The organism is Methylobacterium sp. B4 (genome assembly GCF_003201865.1).
GTDB lineage: Bacteria > Pseudomonadota > Alphaproteobacteria > Rhizobiales > Beijerinckiaceae > Methylobacterium.
This window is the reverse complement of record NZ_QJJJ01000003.1, coordinates 314,781-330,798: the sequence shown is the minus strand read 5'-3', so window position 1 is coordinate 330,798 and position 16,018 is coordinate 314,781. Positions and strand designations below refer to the sequence as shown.

General features: G+C 70.9%; 13 protein-coding genes. 6 read left to right on the top strand and 7 right to left on the bottom strand.

All coding sequences use genetic code 11. From position 1 onward, the window contains the following. Positions 1 to 50: 50 nt before the first annotated feature. Entirely contained in the window at positions 51 to 1,349 is a 1,299-nt protein-coding gene (locus BY998_RS07150) for an HlyC/CorC family transporter (RefSeq protein ID WP_110350922.1), read from the top strand. 435 nt (positions 1,350 to 1,784) lie between these two features. Then, on the top strand, positions 1,785 to 2,267 hold the full coding sequence (locus BY998_RS07145; protein WP_110350921.1) for a MarR family transcriptional regulator: 483 nt from the start codon (positions 1,785 to 1,787) through the stop codon (positions 2,265 to 2,267). A gap of 88 nt (positions 2,268 to 2,355) precedes the next feature. Here the strand turns inward: BY998_RS07145 and BY998_RS07140 are convergent, their stop codons facing one another. After that, on the bottom strand, positions 2,356 to 2,718 hold the full coding sequence (locus BY998_RS07140; RefSeq protein ID WP_110350920.1) for a c-type cytochrome: 363 nt from the start codon (positions 2,716 to 2,718) through the stop codon (positions 2,356 to 2,358). Positions 2,719 to 3,057: 339 nt separating this feature from the next. Between BY998_RS07140 and BY998_RS07135 the strand changes: the two genes are divergently transcribed. Both BY998_RS07135 and BY998_RS07130 read left to right on the top strand, forming a co-directional pair. Then, positions 3,058 to 4,491: an FAD-linked oxidase C-terminal domain-containing protein gene (locus BY998_RS07135; RefSeq protein WP_110350978.1), complete on the top strand. Its 1,434-nt coding sequence runs from the start codon at positions 3,058 to 3,060 to the stop codon at positions 4,489 to 4,491. 4 nt (positions 4,492 to 4,495) lie between these two features. Continuing rightward, complete coding sequence (locus BY998_RS07130; RefSeq protein WP_110350919.1) at positions 4,496 to 4,753, top strand: hypothetical protein; 258 nt, start codon at positions 4,496 to 4,498, stop codon at positions 4,751 to 4,753. 13 nt (positions 4,754 to 4,766) lie between these two features. On the opposite strand, the gene rlmJ is transcribed toward BY998_RS07130, so the two are convergent. Continuing rightward, a complete protein-coding gene (rlmJ, locus tag BY998_RS07125; RefSeq protein WP_181425448.1) occupies positions 4,767 to 5,615 on the bottom strand; it encodes a 23S rRNA (adenine(2030)-N(6))-methyltransferase RlmJ in 849 nt (282 codons plus the stop codon). On the opposite strand from rlmJ, the gene BY998_RS25025 reads away from it, so the two are divergent. Further along, positions 5,614 to 5,745: a hypothetical protein gene (locus BY998_RS25025; RefSeq protein WP_280952888.1), complete on the top strand. Its 132-nt coding sequence runs from the start codon at positions 5,614 to 5,616 to the stop codon at positions 5,743 to 5,745. The two genes, rlmJ and BY998_RS25025, sit on opposite strands and share 2 nt — an antisense overlap. A 317-nt stretch (positions 5,746 to 6,062) precedes the next feature. On the opposite strand, the gene BY998_RS07120 is transcribed toward BY998_RS25025, so the two are convergent. The 3 genes from BY998_RS07120 to BY998_RS07110 form a co-directional block, all read right to left on the bottom strand. Further along, the gene (locus BY998_RS07120) at positions 6,063 to 6,734 is read right to left on the bottom strand and encodes a ribonuclease T2 (RefSeq protein WP_110350918.1); all 672 of its coding nucleotides are present in this window, start codon (positions 6,732 to 6,734) and stop codon (positions 6,063 to 6,065) included. A gap of 96 nt (positions 6,735 to 6,830) precedes the next feature. Then, the gene (locus BY998_RS07115; RefSeq protein WP_110350976.1) at positions 6,831 to 7,298 is read right to left on the bottom strand and encodes a hypothetical protein; all 468 of its coding nucleotides are present in this window, start codon (positions 7,296 to 7,298) and stop codon (positions 6,831 to 6,833) included. A gap of 181 nt (positions 7,299 to 7,479) precedes the next feature. Continuing rightward, complete coding sequence (locus BY998_RS07110) at positions 7,480 to 8,463, bottom strand: extensin family protein (RefSeq protein WP_110350917.1); 984 nt, start codon at positions 8,461 to 8,463, stop codon at positions 7,480 to 7,482. A 122-nt stretch (positions 8,464 to 8,585) separates the two neighbouring features. Here BY998_RS07110 and BY998_RS07105 point away from each other — a divergent pair, with 122 nt between their 5' ends. Continuing rightward, entirely contained in the window at positions 8,586 to 9,821 is a 1,236-nt protein-coding gene (locus BY998_RS07105) for an amidase (protein WP_110350916.1), read from the top strand. A gap of 56 nt (positions 9,822 to 9,877) precedes the next feature. Here BY998_RS07105 and BY998_RS07100 read toward each other — a convergent pair whose 3' ends face one another. Next, positions 9,878 to 13,708, bottom strand: coding sequence for a GAF domain-containing protein (locus BY998_RS07100; protein ID WP_110350915.1), 3,831 nt, complete (start codon positions 13,706 to 13,708; stop codon positions 9,878 to 9,880). 113 nt (positions 13,709 to 13,821) lie between these two features. Then, complete coding sequence (locus tag BY998_RS07095; protein ID WP_110350914.1) at positions 13,822 to 16,017, bottom strand: xanthine dehydrogenase family protein molybdopterin-binding subunit; 2,196 nt, start codon at positions 16,015 to 16,017, stop codon at positions 13,822 to 13,824. Between the last annotated feature and the right edge of the window lies 1 nt (position 16,018).

The following is a 16,018-nucleotide window of genomic DNA, read 5'->3' as shown; positions in this document are numbered from 1 at the left end:
ATGGCAAGAGCCCCGCTCGACCCGGCGTCCCGAGATCGTCCCGACCGTCCATGGAATTCACCGAACTCTGGCTCGCGGCGGGCATCGTCCTGATCTCGCTGGTGCTGTCCGCCTTCTTCGCCGGGGCGGAGACCGCCTTCACCGCCGCCTCGCGGGCGCGGATGCTCTCCCTGGAAACCGGCGGCAGCCGCCGGGCGGCGATCGTCAACCGCATCCTCGGCGACCGGGAGCGCTTCATCGGCGCCATGCTGATCGGCTACAACGTCGTGGCCATCGGCGCCTCCGCCTTCACCGCGGCCGTGCTCACCAGCCTGTTCGGCCGGGAGGGCGTGCTCTACGCCACCCTCGCGACCTCGGTGCTCGTCATCGTCTTCGCGCAGGTGCTGCCCAAGACGCTGTCCATCAACAATCCCGATCGCATCGCCCTGGCCTCCGCCCGGCCGGTCGCCTTCGCCGTGGGGCTGCTGGGGCGCCCGGCGCTCGCGGTGGAGGCGCTGGTGCGTGCCGTGCTACGCCCGCTCGGGTTGTCGATCGATGCGGGCCGCTCGATCCTGACGCCCCGGGAGGAAATCCGTGGGCAGGTCGCCCTGCTGCACCGGGAGGGCGGGGTCGAGAAATCCGACCGCGACATGCTGGGCGGCTTGCTCGATCTCAACGAACTCACGGTCTCGGCGGTGATGGTCCACCGCACCAAGATGCGCACCATCGACGCGCGCCTGCCGTCGGAGGAGATCGTGCGCGAGGTGCTGGCTTCGCCCTATACCCGCATGCCGCTCTGGCGCGACGGCCAGGAGAACATCGTCGGCGTGCTCCACGCCAAGGATCTCCTGCGGGCGCTCGCCGCCGCCGGGGGCGATGCCGGTTCGCTCCAGGTCGAATCCCTGGCGCTGGAGACGTGGTTCGTGCCCGGCACCACGACCCTGCGCGACCAGCTCAAGGCCTTCCTGGCGCGCAAGACCCACTTCGCCCTCGTCGTCGACGAGTACGGCGAGGTGATGGGCCTCGTGACCCTGGAGGACATCCTGGAGGAGATCGTCGGCGACATCGCCGACGAGCACGACGTCACCGTCTCCGGCGTGCGCCCGCAGGCCGACGGCTCGGTCCACGCGGACGGGAGCGTGCCGATCCGCGACCTCAACCGGGCGATGGACTGGAGCCTGCCCGACGCCGAGGCGACGACGGTGGCCGGACTCGTCATCCATGAGGCCCGGGCCATCCCCGATGCGGGCACGGCCTTCAACTTCCACGGCTTCCGCTTCCAGGTGCTGCGCAAGGCCAAGAACCGGATCACGACGCTGCGCATCACGCCGCTGGCGCCACCGCCGGCCGCGCGTCACGAGGACGCGTAGCGTACGGCCTCCGGGGAATCGGCCATCATTTGCCGTTGATCGCCCGGACGGCCGCGCCGCCGCTTTCGAGGGCCCGCCAATCGCTGCGCGAGGCGCCCAGCGCAAAAATTAACGCTGTTCATGCGGATGAAGGCGAAAGCCATGCGCGTGGTTCGATTGTACGCGCCACGATTTTTCTTTACGGTCCGCGTCTTAGGTCCGCCGCAAGGTTTCCGCCGCGCGGCCGCCGCCGATTGTGACACCTGTCACGAGAAGACGGAGAGCTGCACGGACCGGTTGCTTTGCCGTGCAGGGTCTTCTTCGAGAGGGTGCAGTGGGCGCGCGGGCGTCCGAACGATTCGTGAAGGCGGCTTGCCGCCTCCTGTCCGAAGGGTCCGGGTTCGTGCGCCGGGCCGCAAACGCCAGTGCGCCGTGTGCGCACCGAGGAAGAGTGCCATGAGTCGACCGGGCCGCGATGACCCGCAATCCCTGGACAACCAGCTCTGCTTTGCCGTCTACGCTGCGGCGCATGCCTTCGGCCGCGCCTATCGCAGTCTGCTGGCCCATCACGAGCTGACCTACCCGCAATATCTCGTGCTGCTTGTGCTGTGGGAAGAGGAGGGCCTCTCGGTCAAGGAGATCGGCAGCCGGCTCTTCCTCGATTCGGGGACGCTCACGCCGCTGCTCAAGCGCCTGGAAGCGTCGGGCCATGTCCGCCGCGCCCGCGACCGGCCGGACGAGCGGCAGGTCAGCATCTTCCTCACGGACAAGGGGCGCGGGCTCAAGGGCAAGATGGATTGCCTGCCGCTGACGGTGGGCGGCATGACCGGTATGACGATGGAAGAGCGGCGCGGGCTGCTCGAGAATCTCGCCTCGATGCGCGACGAGCTGCATGCCCGCGCGGGCAGCGCCGGGGTGCCGGCCGAGCCGCCCTGCTGACGGCGCCCCGTCCCGAAGCGAGGGCCCGAGACGAGAAAAGCCGCCCCGAGGGGCGGCTTTCCTATTTCCGACGGAAGGGCGCGATGCCTCAGGACTTGGTCTTGAGGTAGGCGATGATGTCGTTGACCTTCTTCTCGTCCTTGATGCCCGGGAAGACCATCTTGGTGCCGGGCACCTTCTTCTTCGGGTCGATGAGCCACTCCTTGAGGTTCGCCTCGTCCCAGGTGATGCCGGACTTCTTCAGCGCGTCGGAGAAAGCGTAGCCGTCTGCACCCTCACCGGCCTTCATGCCGACCACACCCTTCAGGGTCGGGCCGACGCCGTTCTTCTCGAAATTGTGACAGGCCTTGCAGGGCGCGAAGGCCTTCTCGCCGGCGGCGGCATCGCCCTCGGCGTGGGCGGCGACAGGCAGCAGCAGCGCAAACGCGGCGCCGAGGATGAGGTGACGCATGTTGTTTTCCTCCTTGGGTCGGCCGTAGCCGCCTTGCTTATGGCAAAGCTTTTTGCCTTAGAACAGATATAGACTTCGCTCGCCCGCCGTCCAGTCGAGGTTGCTCCGTCCAAGACGCTGCGGCTCCTTTCGGTGGCTGCATGGCTCGGTGGGAACGACCGTGCGTCCCCGAACGCTTTCGGCTAGAGTCGTGGCTTGCATCGTCCGGACGAGCCTTCGGCACGGCGGCTGAAGCGGGGCTGAAGGCTCCGCCTCCATGGCCGGGACGGCGCCGCCCGGCACGGGCGACAAGGTTGCGAAGCCGCCCCCGGGGCGGCTCCTCTGGAGGAGATGCCGGCCATGTCGATAGCCTTCCCCGCCCCGAATGCCGGCGTCGTCGCCCGCCGCGAAGCGATCATCGAGGGGTTGTCCGCGCTGGTGGCGCCGGAGGCGCTCGTGACGACGGAGGACGAGCGCCGCGCCTTCGAGACCGACGGGCTGACGGCCTACCGCAAGATGCCGCTCGCCGTGGTGCTGCCCTCCACGACGCAGGAGGTCTCGGCGGTGATGGCCTTCTGCCACGCCAACGGCGTGCCGGTGGTGGCGCGCGGTGCGGGCACCTCGCTCGCCGGCGGTGCCATCGCTCAGGAGGATGCGATCATCCTCGGGGTGGGCAAGATGACGCGCATCCTCGATCTCGATTTTTCCAACCGCACGGCCCGGGTCGAGGCCGGCATCACCAATCTCGCGATCTCGGGCGCGGTGGCCCACGAGGGCTTCTTCTACGCCCCCGACCCGTCGAGCCAGCTCGCCTGCACCATCGCCGGCAACATCGCCATGAACTCGGGCGGGGCGCATTGCCTGAAATACGGCGTGACGACGAACAACCTCATGGGCGTCACGCTCGTGACCAACGACGGCACCGTGGTCGAGCTCGGCGGCGCGCATCTCGATTCCGGCGGCTACGACCTGCTCGGGCTGATCTGCGGCTCGGAGGGGCAACTCGGCATCGTCACCGAGGCCACCGTGCGCATTCTTCGCGCGGCCGAGGGTGCGCGGCCGGCGCTCGTCGGCTTCTCCTCGGTGGAGGATGCCGGCGCCTGCACCGCGGCGATCATCGCGGCGGGCATCATCCCGGTCGCCATCGAGTACATGGACCGCGAGGCGATCCTCATCACCGACGACTTCGCCAAGGCCGGCTACCCCCGCGACGCCGCCGCGATGCTAATCATCGAGGTCGAGGGTTCGGACGAGGAATGCGCGGACATGCTGGCCCGCATCGAGGCCATCGCCGCCCGTTTCAACCCGACCAGCATCCGCGTCTCGAAGTCCGAAGCCGAATCCGCCGCGATCTGGAAGGGCCGCAAATCCGCCTTCGGCGCCACGGGGCGCATCTCCGACTACATCTGCATGGACGGCACGATCCCGACGGGCCAGCTCGGCCACGTTCTGGAGCGCATCGAGGCGATCTGCGCCGAGCAGGGCCTGCGCGTCGCCAACGTGTTCCATGCCGGCGACGGCAACCTGCACCCGCTGATCCTGTTCGACATCAACACGCCCGGCGAGTTGCAGAAGGCCGAGGCCGCGGGCGATGCGATCCTCAAGCTCTGCGTCGAGGTCGGCGGTTGTCTCACGGGCGAGCACGGCGTCGGCATCGAGAAGCGCGAGCTGATGCGCTTTCAGTACGCGCAGGAGGATCTCGAGCAGCAGATGCGGGTGCGCAACGTGTTCGACCCCGCCTGGCTCATGAACCCGGCCAAGGTGTTTCCCCTCGAAGGCCGGGTGGCCGCGTAGTCAGATGCCGCGCTACTTCTTCCACACCCAGATCGGCGACGACATCCTCACCGACGAGGAGGGCGCGGAGCTGCGCGACCCCGACCATGCGTGGCGGGTGGCGCAGGCGACCATCCGCGCGAGCCTGGAGGAGGAGGGCAGCGATCCACGCCTGATCCGCGCGATCCTCGTCGTCACCGATGCGGCGGGCGAGGTGGTGCTGGAATTTCCCTTCGCAGAGACCATCACCGGGACCGAGCCTGAGGCGGGGACGCTGCACTGAGGCGTGACCCGTCCTATCCTTCCGGCCCGAGCCTCTCGCAGCGGAAGGCGCCGTAGCCGGTGCGGGCCAGCCGCTCCGCGAGGGCGGGCAGAAACTGCTCCGCCTCCGCCGCCAGGGTCCAGGGCGGGTTGACGACGATGAGGCCGGTGCCGGACAGGCGCGTCGGGTCGTCCGGCCGCTCGATCATCAGGTCGAGGCGTAGGGCCGGACGCTCCAGGCCCGCATCGAGCGTGGCGGCCATCCGATCGACCGCCGACAGGTCCTTGATCGGATACCAGCCGAGATAGATCCCGGTCGGCCATTTCCGGGCGGCCTTGAGCAGGCTCTGGCCCAGCCGGTCGATCTCACCGCGCTCCTCGTAGGGCGGGTCGATCAGCACGAGGCCGCGGCGCTCCGGCGGCGGAATCAGGGCGTTGAGCGCGGTCCAGCCGTCGAGATGCATTACCTTGGTGCGGGAATCGCTGGCGTAGCGGTGCGCGAGCGTCTCCGCATCGATCGGATGGAGTTCCACGAAGACGCCCTTGTCCCCGGCGCGCAGATGCTCGCGGATGATCGCGGGCGAGCCGGGATAGGTCGTGGCGCCGTGCCGCGCCCGCACGCCCTCCACCGCCGCCCGGTAGGGCGCGAGCAGCGCCTCGACCTCGGCCGCGAAGGGCGTCTCGAGCCGGCCGAATCCGTCGTGCCACTCGCCCGTGCGCCCAGCTTCCTCGGCCTCGAGATCGTAGACGCCGAGCCCCGCATGAGTGTCGATGGCGCGGAACGGTTTGTCCTTGGCGCAGAGATGCACGAGCACGCGGGTCAGTACGACGTGCTTGAGCACGTCCGCGAAATTGCCGGCGTGGAAGGCGTGGCGGTAGTTCATGCCGTTTCCGTTCGATCACTGCATCGCGCTTCCGCACTCCGTCATCCCGAGCGTCAGCGAAGCGATCCAGCAGCGCGACTTACCCAGAGATGGCGGCGCGCTGGATTGCTTCGGCTTCGCCTCGCAATGACGGGAAAAGATCGGAGCCGGCGGGCGGCTGCCGTCTTAGGGGGGCAAGTCCGGATCTGGAAGGGGCGCAGGTTCGAGCCGGCAAAGGCCGGCGCCGTCATCGTGGGCGGGGCGCATTACGACCCGTCCTGCCCGGCGGTGTCAGGCGTGACCGTTCCCGATTGCGGTGAGCAACACCCTGACGAAACGCGAGATGGTTGGCGCCTAGCCATCCACCTCGCGCTGATCCGATCAGGATCGTCCGATAGAAGGCCGGTGGGCGGCCGCGCGGCCGTCACGGCCCGCAACATTCGCTGCCGAATTGGCGCTGACGCAGCGTCAGCGCGCCGCCTCGATCGAGACTTCGCCCGCGCGGCAGTTCTGGCGGGCCACCTCGGGGCAGGGGGTGAAGCCGCGCAGGTCCTTGGAGAAGCAGATCCGCACCTCCTGCAACTGTCCGCGGCGGCAGGTCACCGACATCATGTCCGGACGCAGGCCCTTGTTGGCCGCCACGAACTGCCGGGCGATGTCGATGGGGGCGGCACGCAAGCCCGCCTCCGGCTTGGTGAAGGCCTCGGGGATCGTCACCGCTTCACGGGCGGTCTTCACGGCCTTGAAATAGGCGAGCGGATCGAGGCCGGAGCAGGTGCCGTGGGTGCGCCACTCGTGCCGGGCCAGCCCCTCGCTCGGCATGATCTCGCCTGCGGCCTCGACCGCGTTGCGGGTAAGAGGGCGCTCCACCGCGGAGCAGTTCGAGGGGAAGCCGCGCTCGTATTGCGGCCAGAGCCCGTGCACCACGAAGCCGAGGCCCCGGCCCGGCGCGCACTGGCCGTTGCGGTCGCGGCGCGCGCCCTCGCCGTCGCAATAGGTCGGCGACCAGGACAGCGCCAGCACGTAGAAGTCGAAGCTGCCGGGCTCGCCGCCGCGTCGAAAACCGCCGAAATCCTGCGCTCCCGCCCCGGTGGCGAGCGTCAGGCCGAGGGCCAGGGCAGCGAAGCGGCGACGGATCATGGGGCGGTCTCGGGCAGGCACGGCTGCGACGATGCCGCGCCGGAAATACAAGTCAAGCGTGCATCGTCCGCAGGCCCCGCCTTTTCCTCACCGGGATCAGGGCCGGGCCATCCGGCAGGCGGTGGCGTAGGCGTAGGCGAGGTTGCGGTCGAGCCCGTGGACGCAGAATTCGACGCCCCAAGTCGAGCCGATGATGCCGAGGCTCTCGCGCACGGAGTAATCGACCTTGCGGCGCACCCCGTCCGAGGTGGTGGCGACCGCCGAGCAGTAGCGGCGCGGGATGAAGTCGACGCCGTAGGGCCGCCAGGCGGTGCGCTCGATCTTGTCGTAGGCGACGATCGTCAGCGACGAGTTCCAGAACTTCGCCTCCTTCTCGGCGAACTGGGTCGAGACCTTCTCGAGCACGTCCGCATCCTGACAGCCGGGGATGTCGGCGTCGTAGGGGAAGGTCTGCTCCTCGGCGGGCGAGATTTCCTCGCGGCCCGAGCGGGCGAAGGCGGGAAGTACGGAGGAGGCCGCGACGAGGCCGAGAGCCAGGACGGCGAGAGGAAGGTTCGGGCGCATGCCGCTCAGATCCGCCTGTTGAAGGTGCCCCGCATCGAAAACCCCTTGCCAGAGAAGGGGCACGGCGGGCACCGGATGGGCGAAAGACGATGCTCCGTGCCGGTTCCAAGTCAAGCTTGGACCGGGCATGGGCGCCGCTTTTAGGCCGGGCTGGGGTGTGCCGGGCACACCTCGGGAGGGATCAGTAGATCGGCTCGTCCGGGGCGTGGTCGGCGGCATGGGGTGCGGCCAGCGACAGCGGCGCGTAGGCCGCATCGTGGGCCGGGACCGGAGGACGCGGGCGGCTCGGGGGCGGGGCGGCGGCGTAGGCCGTGGGAGCCGCCGGCGAGCGGGCGACCCGCGTCCCGGTCGTGCGGGAGGAGGTCGGGGCGACGCCGTAGGGATCGTCCTCCTCCACGTCGATCGGGGCCTGCGACGGCAGGGTCTGGCGCGCGGGCGGACGGGGCGAGGCGAGCGGCCGGGCCGCGCCGTTGGCGGCATTCAGCTGCGACTCGAACTTGAGGAGCGGCTTGCAGACGCGCCGCAGCCCGCGCGGGTCGTGCATCGCCAGATCCACGTGGATGTGATCGTAGTGGAACACGTTGGAGCCCGGCGCCAGCACCGTCGAGAAGCGGGCGCAGGCCCCGACGAACACCTCGCGCAGGAAGGCCTGCTCCGCCTCGGTGCCGCGCCAGCCGCCCTTCACCGTGATGACGTGCCCGTCGGCTAGGGTGAAGGACATGATGTCCAGCGCGTTGCCGAAGGAATGCTCCGAGAGCTTGGCGCCCGCTTGGTTGTTGCGGCCGCGGCAGGAATAGGAGCCCGCGTTGATCTCGGCCACCGGCACGCCGAAATACAGGTTGGCGGCGGGCTGGATCGTGTCGGCGAGCCATGCCTCGGCCTCGGCGAGCGCCGGGCAGGCCAGCGTCATGCGCTGCTTGAGCGCGACGCTTCCGCCGCCGAGCTTCGTCACCCGGAAGGGCTGCTGCATGCCGCAGGGGCCGGGGCCGTCGATCTCCTTGGCGAGGGAGACGTAGGCCGTCGGCTGCACGAGCTTGCGGGAAATGCACATCTGCTCGGCTTGGTCGCGCCAAGCCTCCCGGCGCTCGAACCGGTTGATCGCACAGCCCGTGAGCCCCGCGCCGAACAGCACCAGGGCCGAGAACGCTAACGCTTTACGCCACATGGCCCGACGATGCGCAGCGTTGCGTAAACGCGCCGCTAACGATGCGGTGTCGTGTCGGTCCCGGTCCGGCGCCCTGTGGAACGGTGTTGACAGATCCGGCGGCTTGCGACGACTCGGGGTGCATGATTTCGCTCCTCGACACGCGTGCCCGCGTCGCGAACGGCACCCTCACGGCGGCGGAGGCGATCCGCGCCGCCCGCGAACGCATCGCCGAGCGCGATCCCGCGCTCCGGGCCGTCCTGCGCACGGCGCCGCCCGAGACGGCGGTACCGGAGAGCGGGCCGCTCGCCGGTATCGCGGTCGGGGTGAAGGACATCATCGACACCGCCGACATGGCGACCGAGTTCGGCTCGGGCATCTATGCCGGCTGGCGGCCGAGGGCCGACGCGGCCATCGTCTCGCGGCTGCGGGCGCTCGGCGCCGTGCCGCTCGCCAAGACGGCGACCACGGCGTTTGCCGGCCTCGACCCCGCGGCGACGCGCAACCCGCACGATCCCGGCCATACACCGGGCGGCTCCTCCTCCGGCTCGGCCGCCGCGGTGGCCGCCGGGCTGCTGCCGCTCGCGCTCGGCACGCAGACCGGCGGCTCGGTGATCCGCCCGGCGGCCTTTTGCGGGGTCGCGGCGATCAAGCCGTCGTTCCGGCTCCTTCCGACGGTCGGGGTGAAGACCTTCTCCTGGGCGCTCGATACGCTCGGCCTGTTCGGGGCCTCGGTGGCCGACATTACCCGGGCGCTGGCGCTGATCGCCGACCGGACGGAGATCGAGGCGCGCGAGCCTGACCGCCCCCGCCTCGCCCTCTGCCTCCAGGATTTCGCCGGCGCGCCGGATGCGGACGCGCTGGCGGCCCTGACCGTCGCGGCGCGGGCAGCGGAGCGGGCGGGAGCGAGCCTGCGCGATCTCGTCTTACCGGAGCCCTTCGCCCGGGCCTGGGCCGCGCATCCGACCGTGCAGGATGTCGAGGCGCGCCAGGCGCTCGCCTGGGAATATGCCGGGCATCGGGAGGCGCTGCCGCCGGTGCTGCGCGGACAGCTCGACCGGGCGCAGGCGCTGAGCACGGCCGATTACGACGCCGCCCGCCGGGATGCGCACCGGGCGCGCCGCCTCCTCAAGGAGATGTTTTCGGAGTTCGATGCGATCCTGACGCTGTCGAGCGTGGGCCGCGCCCCGCGGGGCTTGAGCTCGACGGGGGATGCGCGCTTCAACCGGCTATGGACCCTGATGGGCGTGCCCTGCGTCAACGTCCCGGTGCCCGGCGACGGCCTGCCGCTCGGCGTGCAGGTGATCGCCCGCTTCGGCGATGACGGGCGTGCGCTGGCCGTCGCGCGGATGATCGAAGGCGCGCTGGCACGCGCGTAGAGCCGGCGCTCCCGCCCGCGGTCCGGCTCGGCTTCCGCGCCGCGAAGGCGCCGGCATCAGGGATTGCCGGTCGTGCGCTCGCTGCCGCGCCGGTCCGTCAGCGGCAGGTCGATGGAGCAGTGCAGGGCGTGCTCGCCCAGCGCGTAATGCGTGCGCGCGTCGAGGGCGTAGGGCAGCGCCTTCTCGATCAGTTCGCGCCCGTAGCCGTACCGGGCGGGGGGAGCCGTCGCGGACGGCCCCTCGATTCCCTCCTCGGTCCATTGCAGGGCGAGCCGCGTCCGGCCGTCCTCGTCATAGGTCCGCCACGTCACCTGCAGGCGCCCCGAGGGCACGGCGAGGGCGCCGTACTTGCGGGCGTTGGTGGCGAGTTCGTGCAGGGCGAGCGCGAAGGTCTGCACCGTCGCCTTGCGCAGGCGCACGGAGGGGCCTTCGAGCAGGATGCGCTCGGCCGCCTCCCAGGCGCCCAGGGCATCGAGTTCCGCGGTGATGAGGGTGTCGAGCAGGATCGGCTCGACGTTCGAGCGCGAGAGCAGTCCCTGGACCCGCGAGAGCACGGCGAGCCGGTCGTAGAAGCGCCTGCGGAACACGTCGAGCGAGGCGCTGCTGACCACGGTCTGCTCGGCGATGGAGCGCACCACGGTGATCAGGTTGCGGGTGCGGTGCTGCAGCTCGGCCACCATCACGTCCTGCTGCTCCTGGAGGCGGCGCAGGTCGTCGATGTCGGTCGAGGTGCCGAGCCATTCCGAGTTCTCGCTCTCTCGGAGAAGCGGCAGCGCCCGCGACTGGAACCAGCGGTAGCGATCCTCCGCGTCCGACCGGATGCGGAAATTCAGGGTGAGCCCGCTGGCGGCCTCGGCTTCGGTCCAGGCCGTCCGCACCCGCTCGCGGTCGTCGGGATGAAGCGCGTCGAGCCAGCCGAAGCCCAGGGGGGCTGCCTCGCTCTGGCCGGTGTAGCGGCACCATTGCGGACTGGCCCAGGTCCAGCCTCCGCCCATCGCCGAGCGCCAGACCAATTGGGGAATGCCCTCGATTAGGGCGCGCTGCCGTGCCTCGCTCGCGCGCAGCTCCGTCTCGGCCTGCGCCCGCTCCGCCGCCTCCCAGGTCCGCGCCGCGACATCCTCGAACAGCGCCACCTCGCCCGGCGACCATGCCCGGGGCCGGTCATGGGTGGCGTAGAACGCCGCGCGCAGCCGGCCGTTGCGCACCAGCGGAACCGCCAGGAGGCTGTGGATCTCCACACTCCTCCAGAAGGCGGGATTGGCGACGCCGTCGAGGTCTTCCACGGCGACCGTCTCGCCCCGGTGCAGCCGGCCGCGGACGCCCTCGCCGAAATCCCGCAGGCGCAGCGGCCCCAGCGGCGCCTCCTCCCGCGCGGTGAAGCGCACCTGCCGCTCGATGATCTCGCCGCCGGCATAGGCGCGCACGTAGCCGACCCGGCTGACGGCCAGGTGCCGCCCCAGCGCCGCGACGGCGATGTGCAGGGTCTCCTGCGGATCGTTCTGGCCCTGCAGTCTGTCGGCGAGATCGAGCAGGAAGGTTTGACGGGCCTCCTCCAGCTGCAGCTTCTCGGCGGCGAGGTGCTGGTCGTGGATGTCGGTGGCCGCGCCGAACCAGCGCAGGACCCGGCCCTCCGCGTCGCGGGCCGGCGCGTGGCGGACGAGGAACCAGCGATAGACGCCGTCCCGGCGGCGGATCCGGTGCTGCCGCTCCAGGCCATGGCCGGTGGCGTAGGCGTCGGCGAAGACGCGGGCGGTCTCCTGCGCGTCGTCGGGGTGGATCACGGCCAGCCAACCGCCGTTCTGCACCTCGGCGAGGGTCTGCCCGGTATATTCGGTCCACCGCCGGTTCACGAGGGCGGTCCGCCCCTGCGTATCGGCGTCCCAGAGCAGGCTCGGCACCAGTTCGGTCAGGGTGCGGAAGCGCTCCTCGCTCTCGCCCAGGGTGTCGGCGGTCCGCTTCCTCAGGAGGGCCTGGAGGATCGCCGGAGCGAGCGCCTCGGCGGCCTCCAGATCCTCGGGCCGGTAGCCGCCCGCACGGTTGCCGTAGCCGATCATGCCGATGGTCCGGCCGTCCCGCTTCAGCGGCACGCCGAGGAAGGCCTTGAGCGGCGGGTGACCCGGCGGCGTGCCGATCCGATCGGGATGCGCGTGCGGCGCGTTGGCGATGAGGCCGCTGCCGTCGCGCAGCACCCGTCCGTAGAGGCCGTGGAGCGGAAGGCCCGTCGGCGCCTTTCCCGCGGGGAAGGCGGGGTTCTCCATGGCGAAGTGCCGCCAGCCCCGATCGCTGATGGAGAGTTCGTCGAACCGATCCGTCTCGAGGTTGACCTCGCCCATGAAGCTGAAGGCGCTGCCCGTCACCTCCTCGGCGATGGCGAGGCAGGCGCGGCCGAGTTCCTCCTCCGTGGAGGCGCCGAGCGCCTCGCGGAAGATGCGGTTGATTCCTTCCAGCACCGCGTTCTTGTGGCGGATGTCCACCTCGGCCCGGCCGCGCTCCACCGCGGCCCAGATGCGTTCGGCGACGTCGCGCAGCAGCTCGACCTCGTCGCCGGTCCATTCCCGTGGGCGGGATTGGGTGACGCAGAGCACGCCGACCAGTCGTCCGTCCTTCACGAGCGGCGCGCCCATGCAGGCGACGATCCGAAGCGCGGCGAGGTGAGGCCGCTCGGTCTCCGGCACGTCCGGCGAGGTCTGCGCGTCGGCCACGACGCGGCACTCGCCGCGGCGAAGGATCTCGGCCGACCACGCGAAATCCGCGAGCCGGTGCTCGCCGGCCAGGGAGGGCGCGTCGCCGCGGACGTGATCGTGCGCGATCCGGGCGAGCCCGACCGCCTCGTCCACCGCGGCGTAATAGGCCCGCTCCACCCCCAGCCGCTCGGCCAGGAGCCGGCAGATCTCGCCCTCGATGGCCGCCGGATCGGTCAGCCGACGCACGGCGTCGCTCATCGCCAGGAGGAAGGCCTGCCGCTCCTCGCGCTCCCGCAGGGCCGCCTCGGCCGTCTTGCGCTGGGTCACGTCGTCGTAGAGGACGAGCAGCCGGTCGCCCGCTTGCGGGTAGACAGAGACCTCGTACCAGCGTCCCTTGGGCGTCTCCCTGTGCTCCAGCCGCCTCGGCACGCCCGTTTCGACGATGCGCTCGTAGGTCTCGAACCACCAGGGGTCGATCTCCGGCACGAAATCACGCCCGCGCCGCCCGCGGGCCAGAGCCGCCGGCGGGCCGACCAGCCGCTCGAAGGCGGGGTTCACCTCGATGTAGCGCCAATCGACCGCCCGGCCCGCCGCGTCCCGCACCAGTTCGAGTTCGCAGAAGCCCTGGCCCATGGTCTGGAACAGGGTGCTGTACTTCTCCTCGCTGACGCGCAGCGCCGCCTCGGCCCGGGATTCCCGCGCTTGAGGTTCCTGCGCCGGACGCTCCGTGCCGGTCGCAGGCGTATCCGTGACGATGGCGAGCAGGCCCGCCACCGTTCCGTCGGCCCGGCGCAGCGGCGTGAGCGAGAGCGTGACGCGCGCGCTGTCAGCACCGTCCGGCCCGACGCCGAGCGCGAGGTCTGCGGCGGGGACGGCCTCGCCGCAGCGGACGCGTTCGACGAGTGCGGCGAGCGCCTCGCCTCCGAACTCGCCGCCGAGAGCTGCGAAGGACTGTCCGAGCGGGTCCGTCCCCCTGTCGAGGAGAGCGGCGAAGGCGTCGTTGCACAGGAGGGTCGAGGCTTCGCCCCAGCCGAGGGCGGCGGGCAGGGCCATGTCGAGCACGAGCCTCGCCGCGGAGCGCAGCGTCTCGGGCCAGTCGGCGGCGGGGCCGAGCGGCGTCGCGGACCAATCGTGCGCGCGGACCCGCGCCTCCATCGCGCCCTCGCCCGATCGCCACGCAGTCGGGTTCGTCCGCTCGCCCATCCTGCGTCCCGCGTTGGCTCGACGGGGCTGAACCTAAGCGATGGTTGGGCCACGTTGTAAAGCCGGCCGGCGCCATCGCGCCGGCCGGCCTTCTCACAGGCGGGCCGAAGGCCTCAGGCCCCGCGCAGGCTCGACAGGTCGAGGGGCAGCGAGCGCAGGCGCTGGCCGGTGGCGGCGAAGACCGCGTTGGCGATGGCCGGGGCCAGCACCGGAACGCCGGGTTCGCCGATGCCGGTGGGCGCAACCTCGGAGGGCGTGATGTGCACCTCGACCCGCGGCATCTCGGTCAGGCGCGTCGGCTGGTAGCTGTCGAAGTTCGTCTCCTGCACCACGCCGTCCTTGAGGGTGATGCGGTTGCGCAGCACCGCCGAGAGGGCGAAGCCCACCGCGCCCTCGACCTGAGCGCGCACGACGTCCGGGTTCACGGCGATGCCGACATCGACCGCCGCGACGATCCGGTTGACCTTCACGCTCGAATCGCCCGCCGTCACGTCGGCCACCATGGCGACGTAGGAGCCGAAGGATTCGTGGACGGCCACGCCCAGGCCGCGGCCCTTCTCGGACGGCTTCCGGCTCCAGCCGGCCTTCTCGGCGGCCAGACGCAGGACGCCCGACAGGCGCGGCGCGCGGGTCAGCAGCGACAGGCGGTAGGCGACCGGGTCGGCGCCCGCGGCATGCGCCAGCTCGTCGATGAACACCTCCATGACGTGGGCGGTGTGGGTGTGGCCGACCGAGCGCCACCACAGCACCGGCACGCCCTCGCGGGCATTGTGCACCTCGAAGCGATAGGCGGGCAGGGCGTAGGGCGTGTCGGAGGCGCCCTCCACGGTTGTGGAATCGATGCCGTTCTTGACCAGCATCGCCTCGAAGGGCGAGCCGATCATGATCGACTTGCCGACCATGGCGTGGCGCCAGCCGGTGACTTGCCCCTTGGCGTCGATCCCGGCCTTGACCGTGTGGTAGACCTGCGGGCGGTAATAGCCGCCGGCCATGTCGTCCTCGCGGGTCCAGACGAGGTGGACCGGGGCCTTGCCGTCCCAGGCCTTCACGATCGCGGCCGCCTCGGCGAAATAGTCCGCGCCCGGCGTCGCCCGCCGGCCGAAGGAGCCGCCGGCCCACTGGGTGTGCAGCCGGACCTTGTCGGTCGTGACGCCGAGGGTCGCGGCCAGCACCGCCTGCTCGACGGTCTGGATCTGGAAGCCGGCATAGACGTCGTAGCTGCCGTCGGCCGCCCGCTCGATCGTGGCGTTCAGGGGCTCCATGGCGGCGTGCGCGAGGTAGGGGAAGGAGAATTCCGCCTCCAGCACCTTGGCCGAGCCCTTGATGGCGCCGTCGGCGTCGCCCGCCTGCGAGGCGACGAGGCCGCTCTTCTTGGCCGTCTCGCGGTACTCGGCCAGGATCGCGTCGGAGGAGCGTGTCTCGGCGGCCGAATCGTCCCAGGTGACCTTGAGGGCCTCGCGGGCCTTCATCGCGCTCCAGGTGTCGCGGGCGATGACCGCCACGCCCGTCGGGATCGTGACGACAGCGACCACGCCGGGCATGCCCTGCGCGGCCTCCGCATCCACCGACTTCACCGCGGCGCCGAAGCGCGGCGGGTGGGCGACGAGCGCCGTGACCTGACCGGGGCGGCGGATGTCGAGGGAGTAGATCGCGCTGCCGTCGGTCTTGGGCGCGGAATCGATGCGCGGCACGCGCTTTCCGATCAGCGTCCACTCGGCGGGCGTCTTGAGGCGGGGCTCCTGCGGCACCGGCTTGGCGGCCGCAGCCTCCGCGAACGCGCCGAACCGGCCCTGCTTGCCGGATGTGTGGCTGATCACGCCCTTCGAGACGCTGACCTCGCCCGCGGGCACGCCCCAGCTCTCGGCCGCGGCGGCCACCAGCATGGCGCGGGCGGCCGCACCCGCCTTGCGCAACTGGAACCAGGAATTGGCGATCGCCGTCGAGCCGCCGGTGCCCTGCACGGGGCCCATCAGAAGGTTGGCGTAGAGTTTCGCGTCGGCCGGCGCGAAGGCGACCCGCATCTGGCCCCAATCGGCGTCGAGCTCGTCGGCGACGATGGTGGTGAGCCCCGTCGTGTTGCCCTGGCCCATGTCGAGATGCTTGATCATCACCGTCACGGTGTCGTCGGCACCGATCCGCACGAAGGCGTTGGGCTGGGCCGGCGCCTTGGACAGCGCGTCGTTGCCGCCCGCGGCGCGGGCGCCCCGCAGGTCGAGGCGGAAGGCGAGCAGCACGGCGCCCGCCGCGGCGGCGCCGAGGAAGGCGCGCCGCGAGGGAACGGGCGCATCGGTCAAATCGAGCTTGAGCATG

Coding starts and splice junctions, on each gene's coding strand:
- BY998_RS07150 (WP_110350922.1), top strand. CDS start 51: ATGGAATTCACCGAACTCTGGCTCGCGGCGGGCATCGTCCTGATCTCG.
- BY998_RS07145 (WP_110350921.1), top strand. CDS start 1,785: ATGAGTCGACCGGGCCGCGATGACCCGCAATCCCTGGACAACCAGCTC.
- BY998_RS07140 (WP_110350920.1), bottom strand. CDS start 2,718: ATGCGTCACCTCATCCTCGGCGCCGCGTTTGCGCTGCTGCTGCCTGTC.
- BY998_RS07135 (WP_110350978.1), top strand. CDS start 3,058: ATGTCGATAGCCTTCCCCGCCCCGAATGCCGGCGTCGTCGCCCGCCGC.
- BY998_RS07130 (WP_110350919.1), top strand. CDS start 4,496: ATGCCGCGCTACTTCTTCCACACCCAGATCGGCGACGACATCCTCACC.
- BY998_RS25025 (WP_280952888.1), top strand. CDS start 5,614: ATGCCGTTTCCGTTCGATCACTGCATCGCGCTTCCGCACTCCGTCATC.
- rlmJ (WP_181425448.1), bottom strand. CDS start 5,615: ATGAACTACCGCCACGCCTTCCACGCCGGCAATTTCGCGGACGTGCTC.
- BY998_RS07120 (WP_110350918.1), bottom strand. CDS start 6,734: ATGATCCGTCGCCGCTTCGCTGCCCTGGCCCTCGGCCTGACGCTCGCC.
- BY998_RS07115 (WP_110350976.1), bottom strand. CDS start 7,298: ATGCGCCCGAACCTTCCTCTCGCCGTCCTGGCTCTCGGCCTCGTCGCG.
- BY998_RS07110 (WP_110350917.1), bottom strand. CDS start 8,463: ATGTGGCGTAAAGCGTTAGCGTTCTCGGCCCTGGTGCTGTTCGGCGCG.
- BY998_RS07105 (WP_110350916.1), top strand. CDS start 8,586: ATGATTTCGCTCCTCGACACGCGTGCCCGCGTCGCGAACGGCACCCTC.
- BY998_RS07100 (WP_110350915.1), bottom strand. CDS start 13,708: ATGGGCGAGCGGACGAACCCGACTGCGTGGCGATCGGGCGAGGGCGCG.
- BY998_RS07095 (WP_110350914.1), bottom strand. CDS start 16,017: ATGCTCAAGCTCGATTTGACCGATGCGCCCGTTCCCTCGCGGCGCGCC.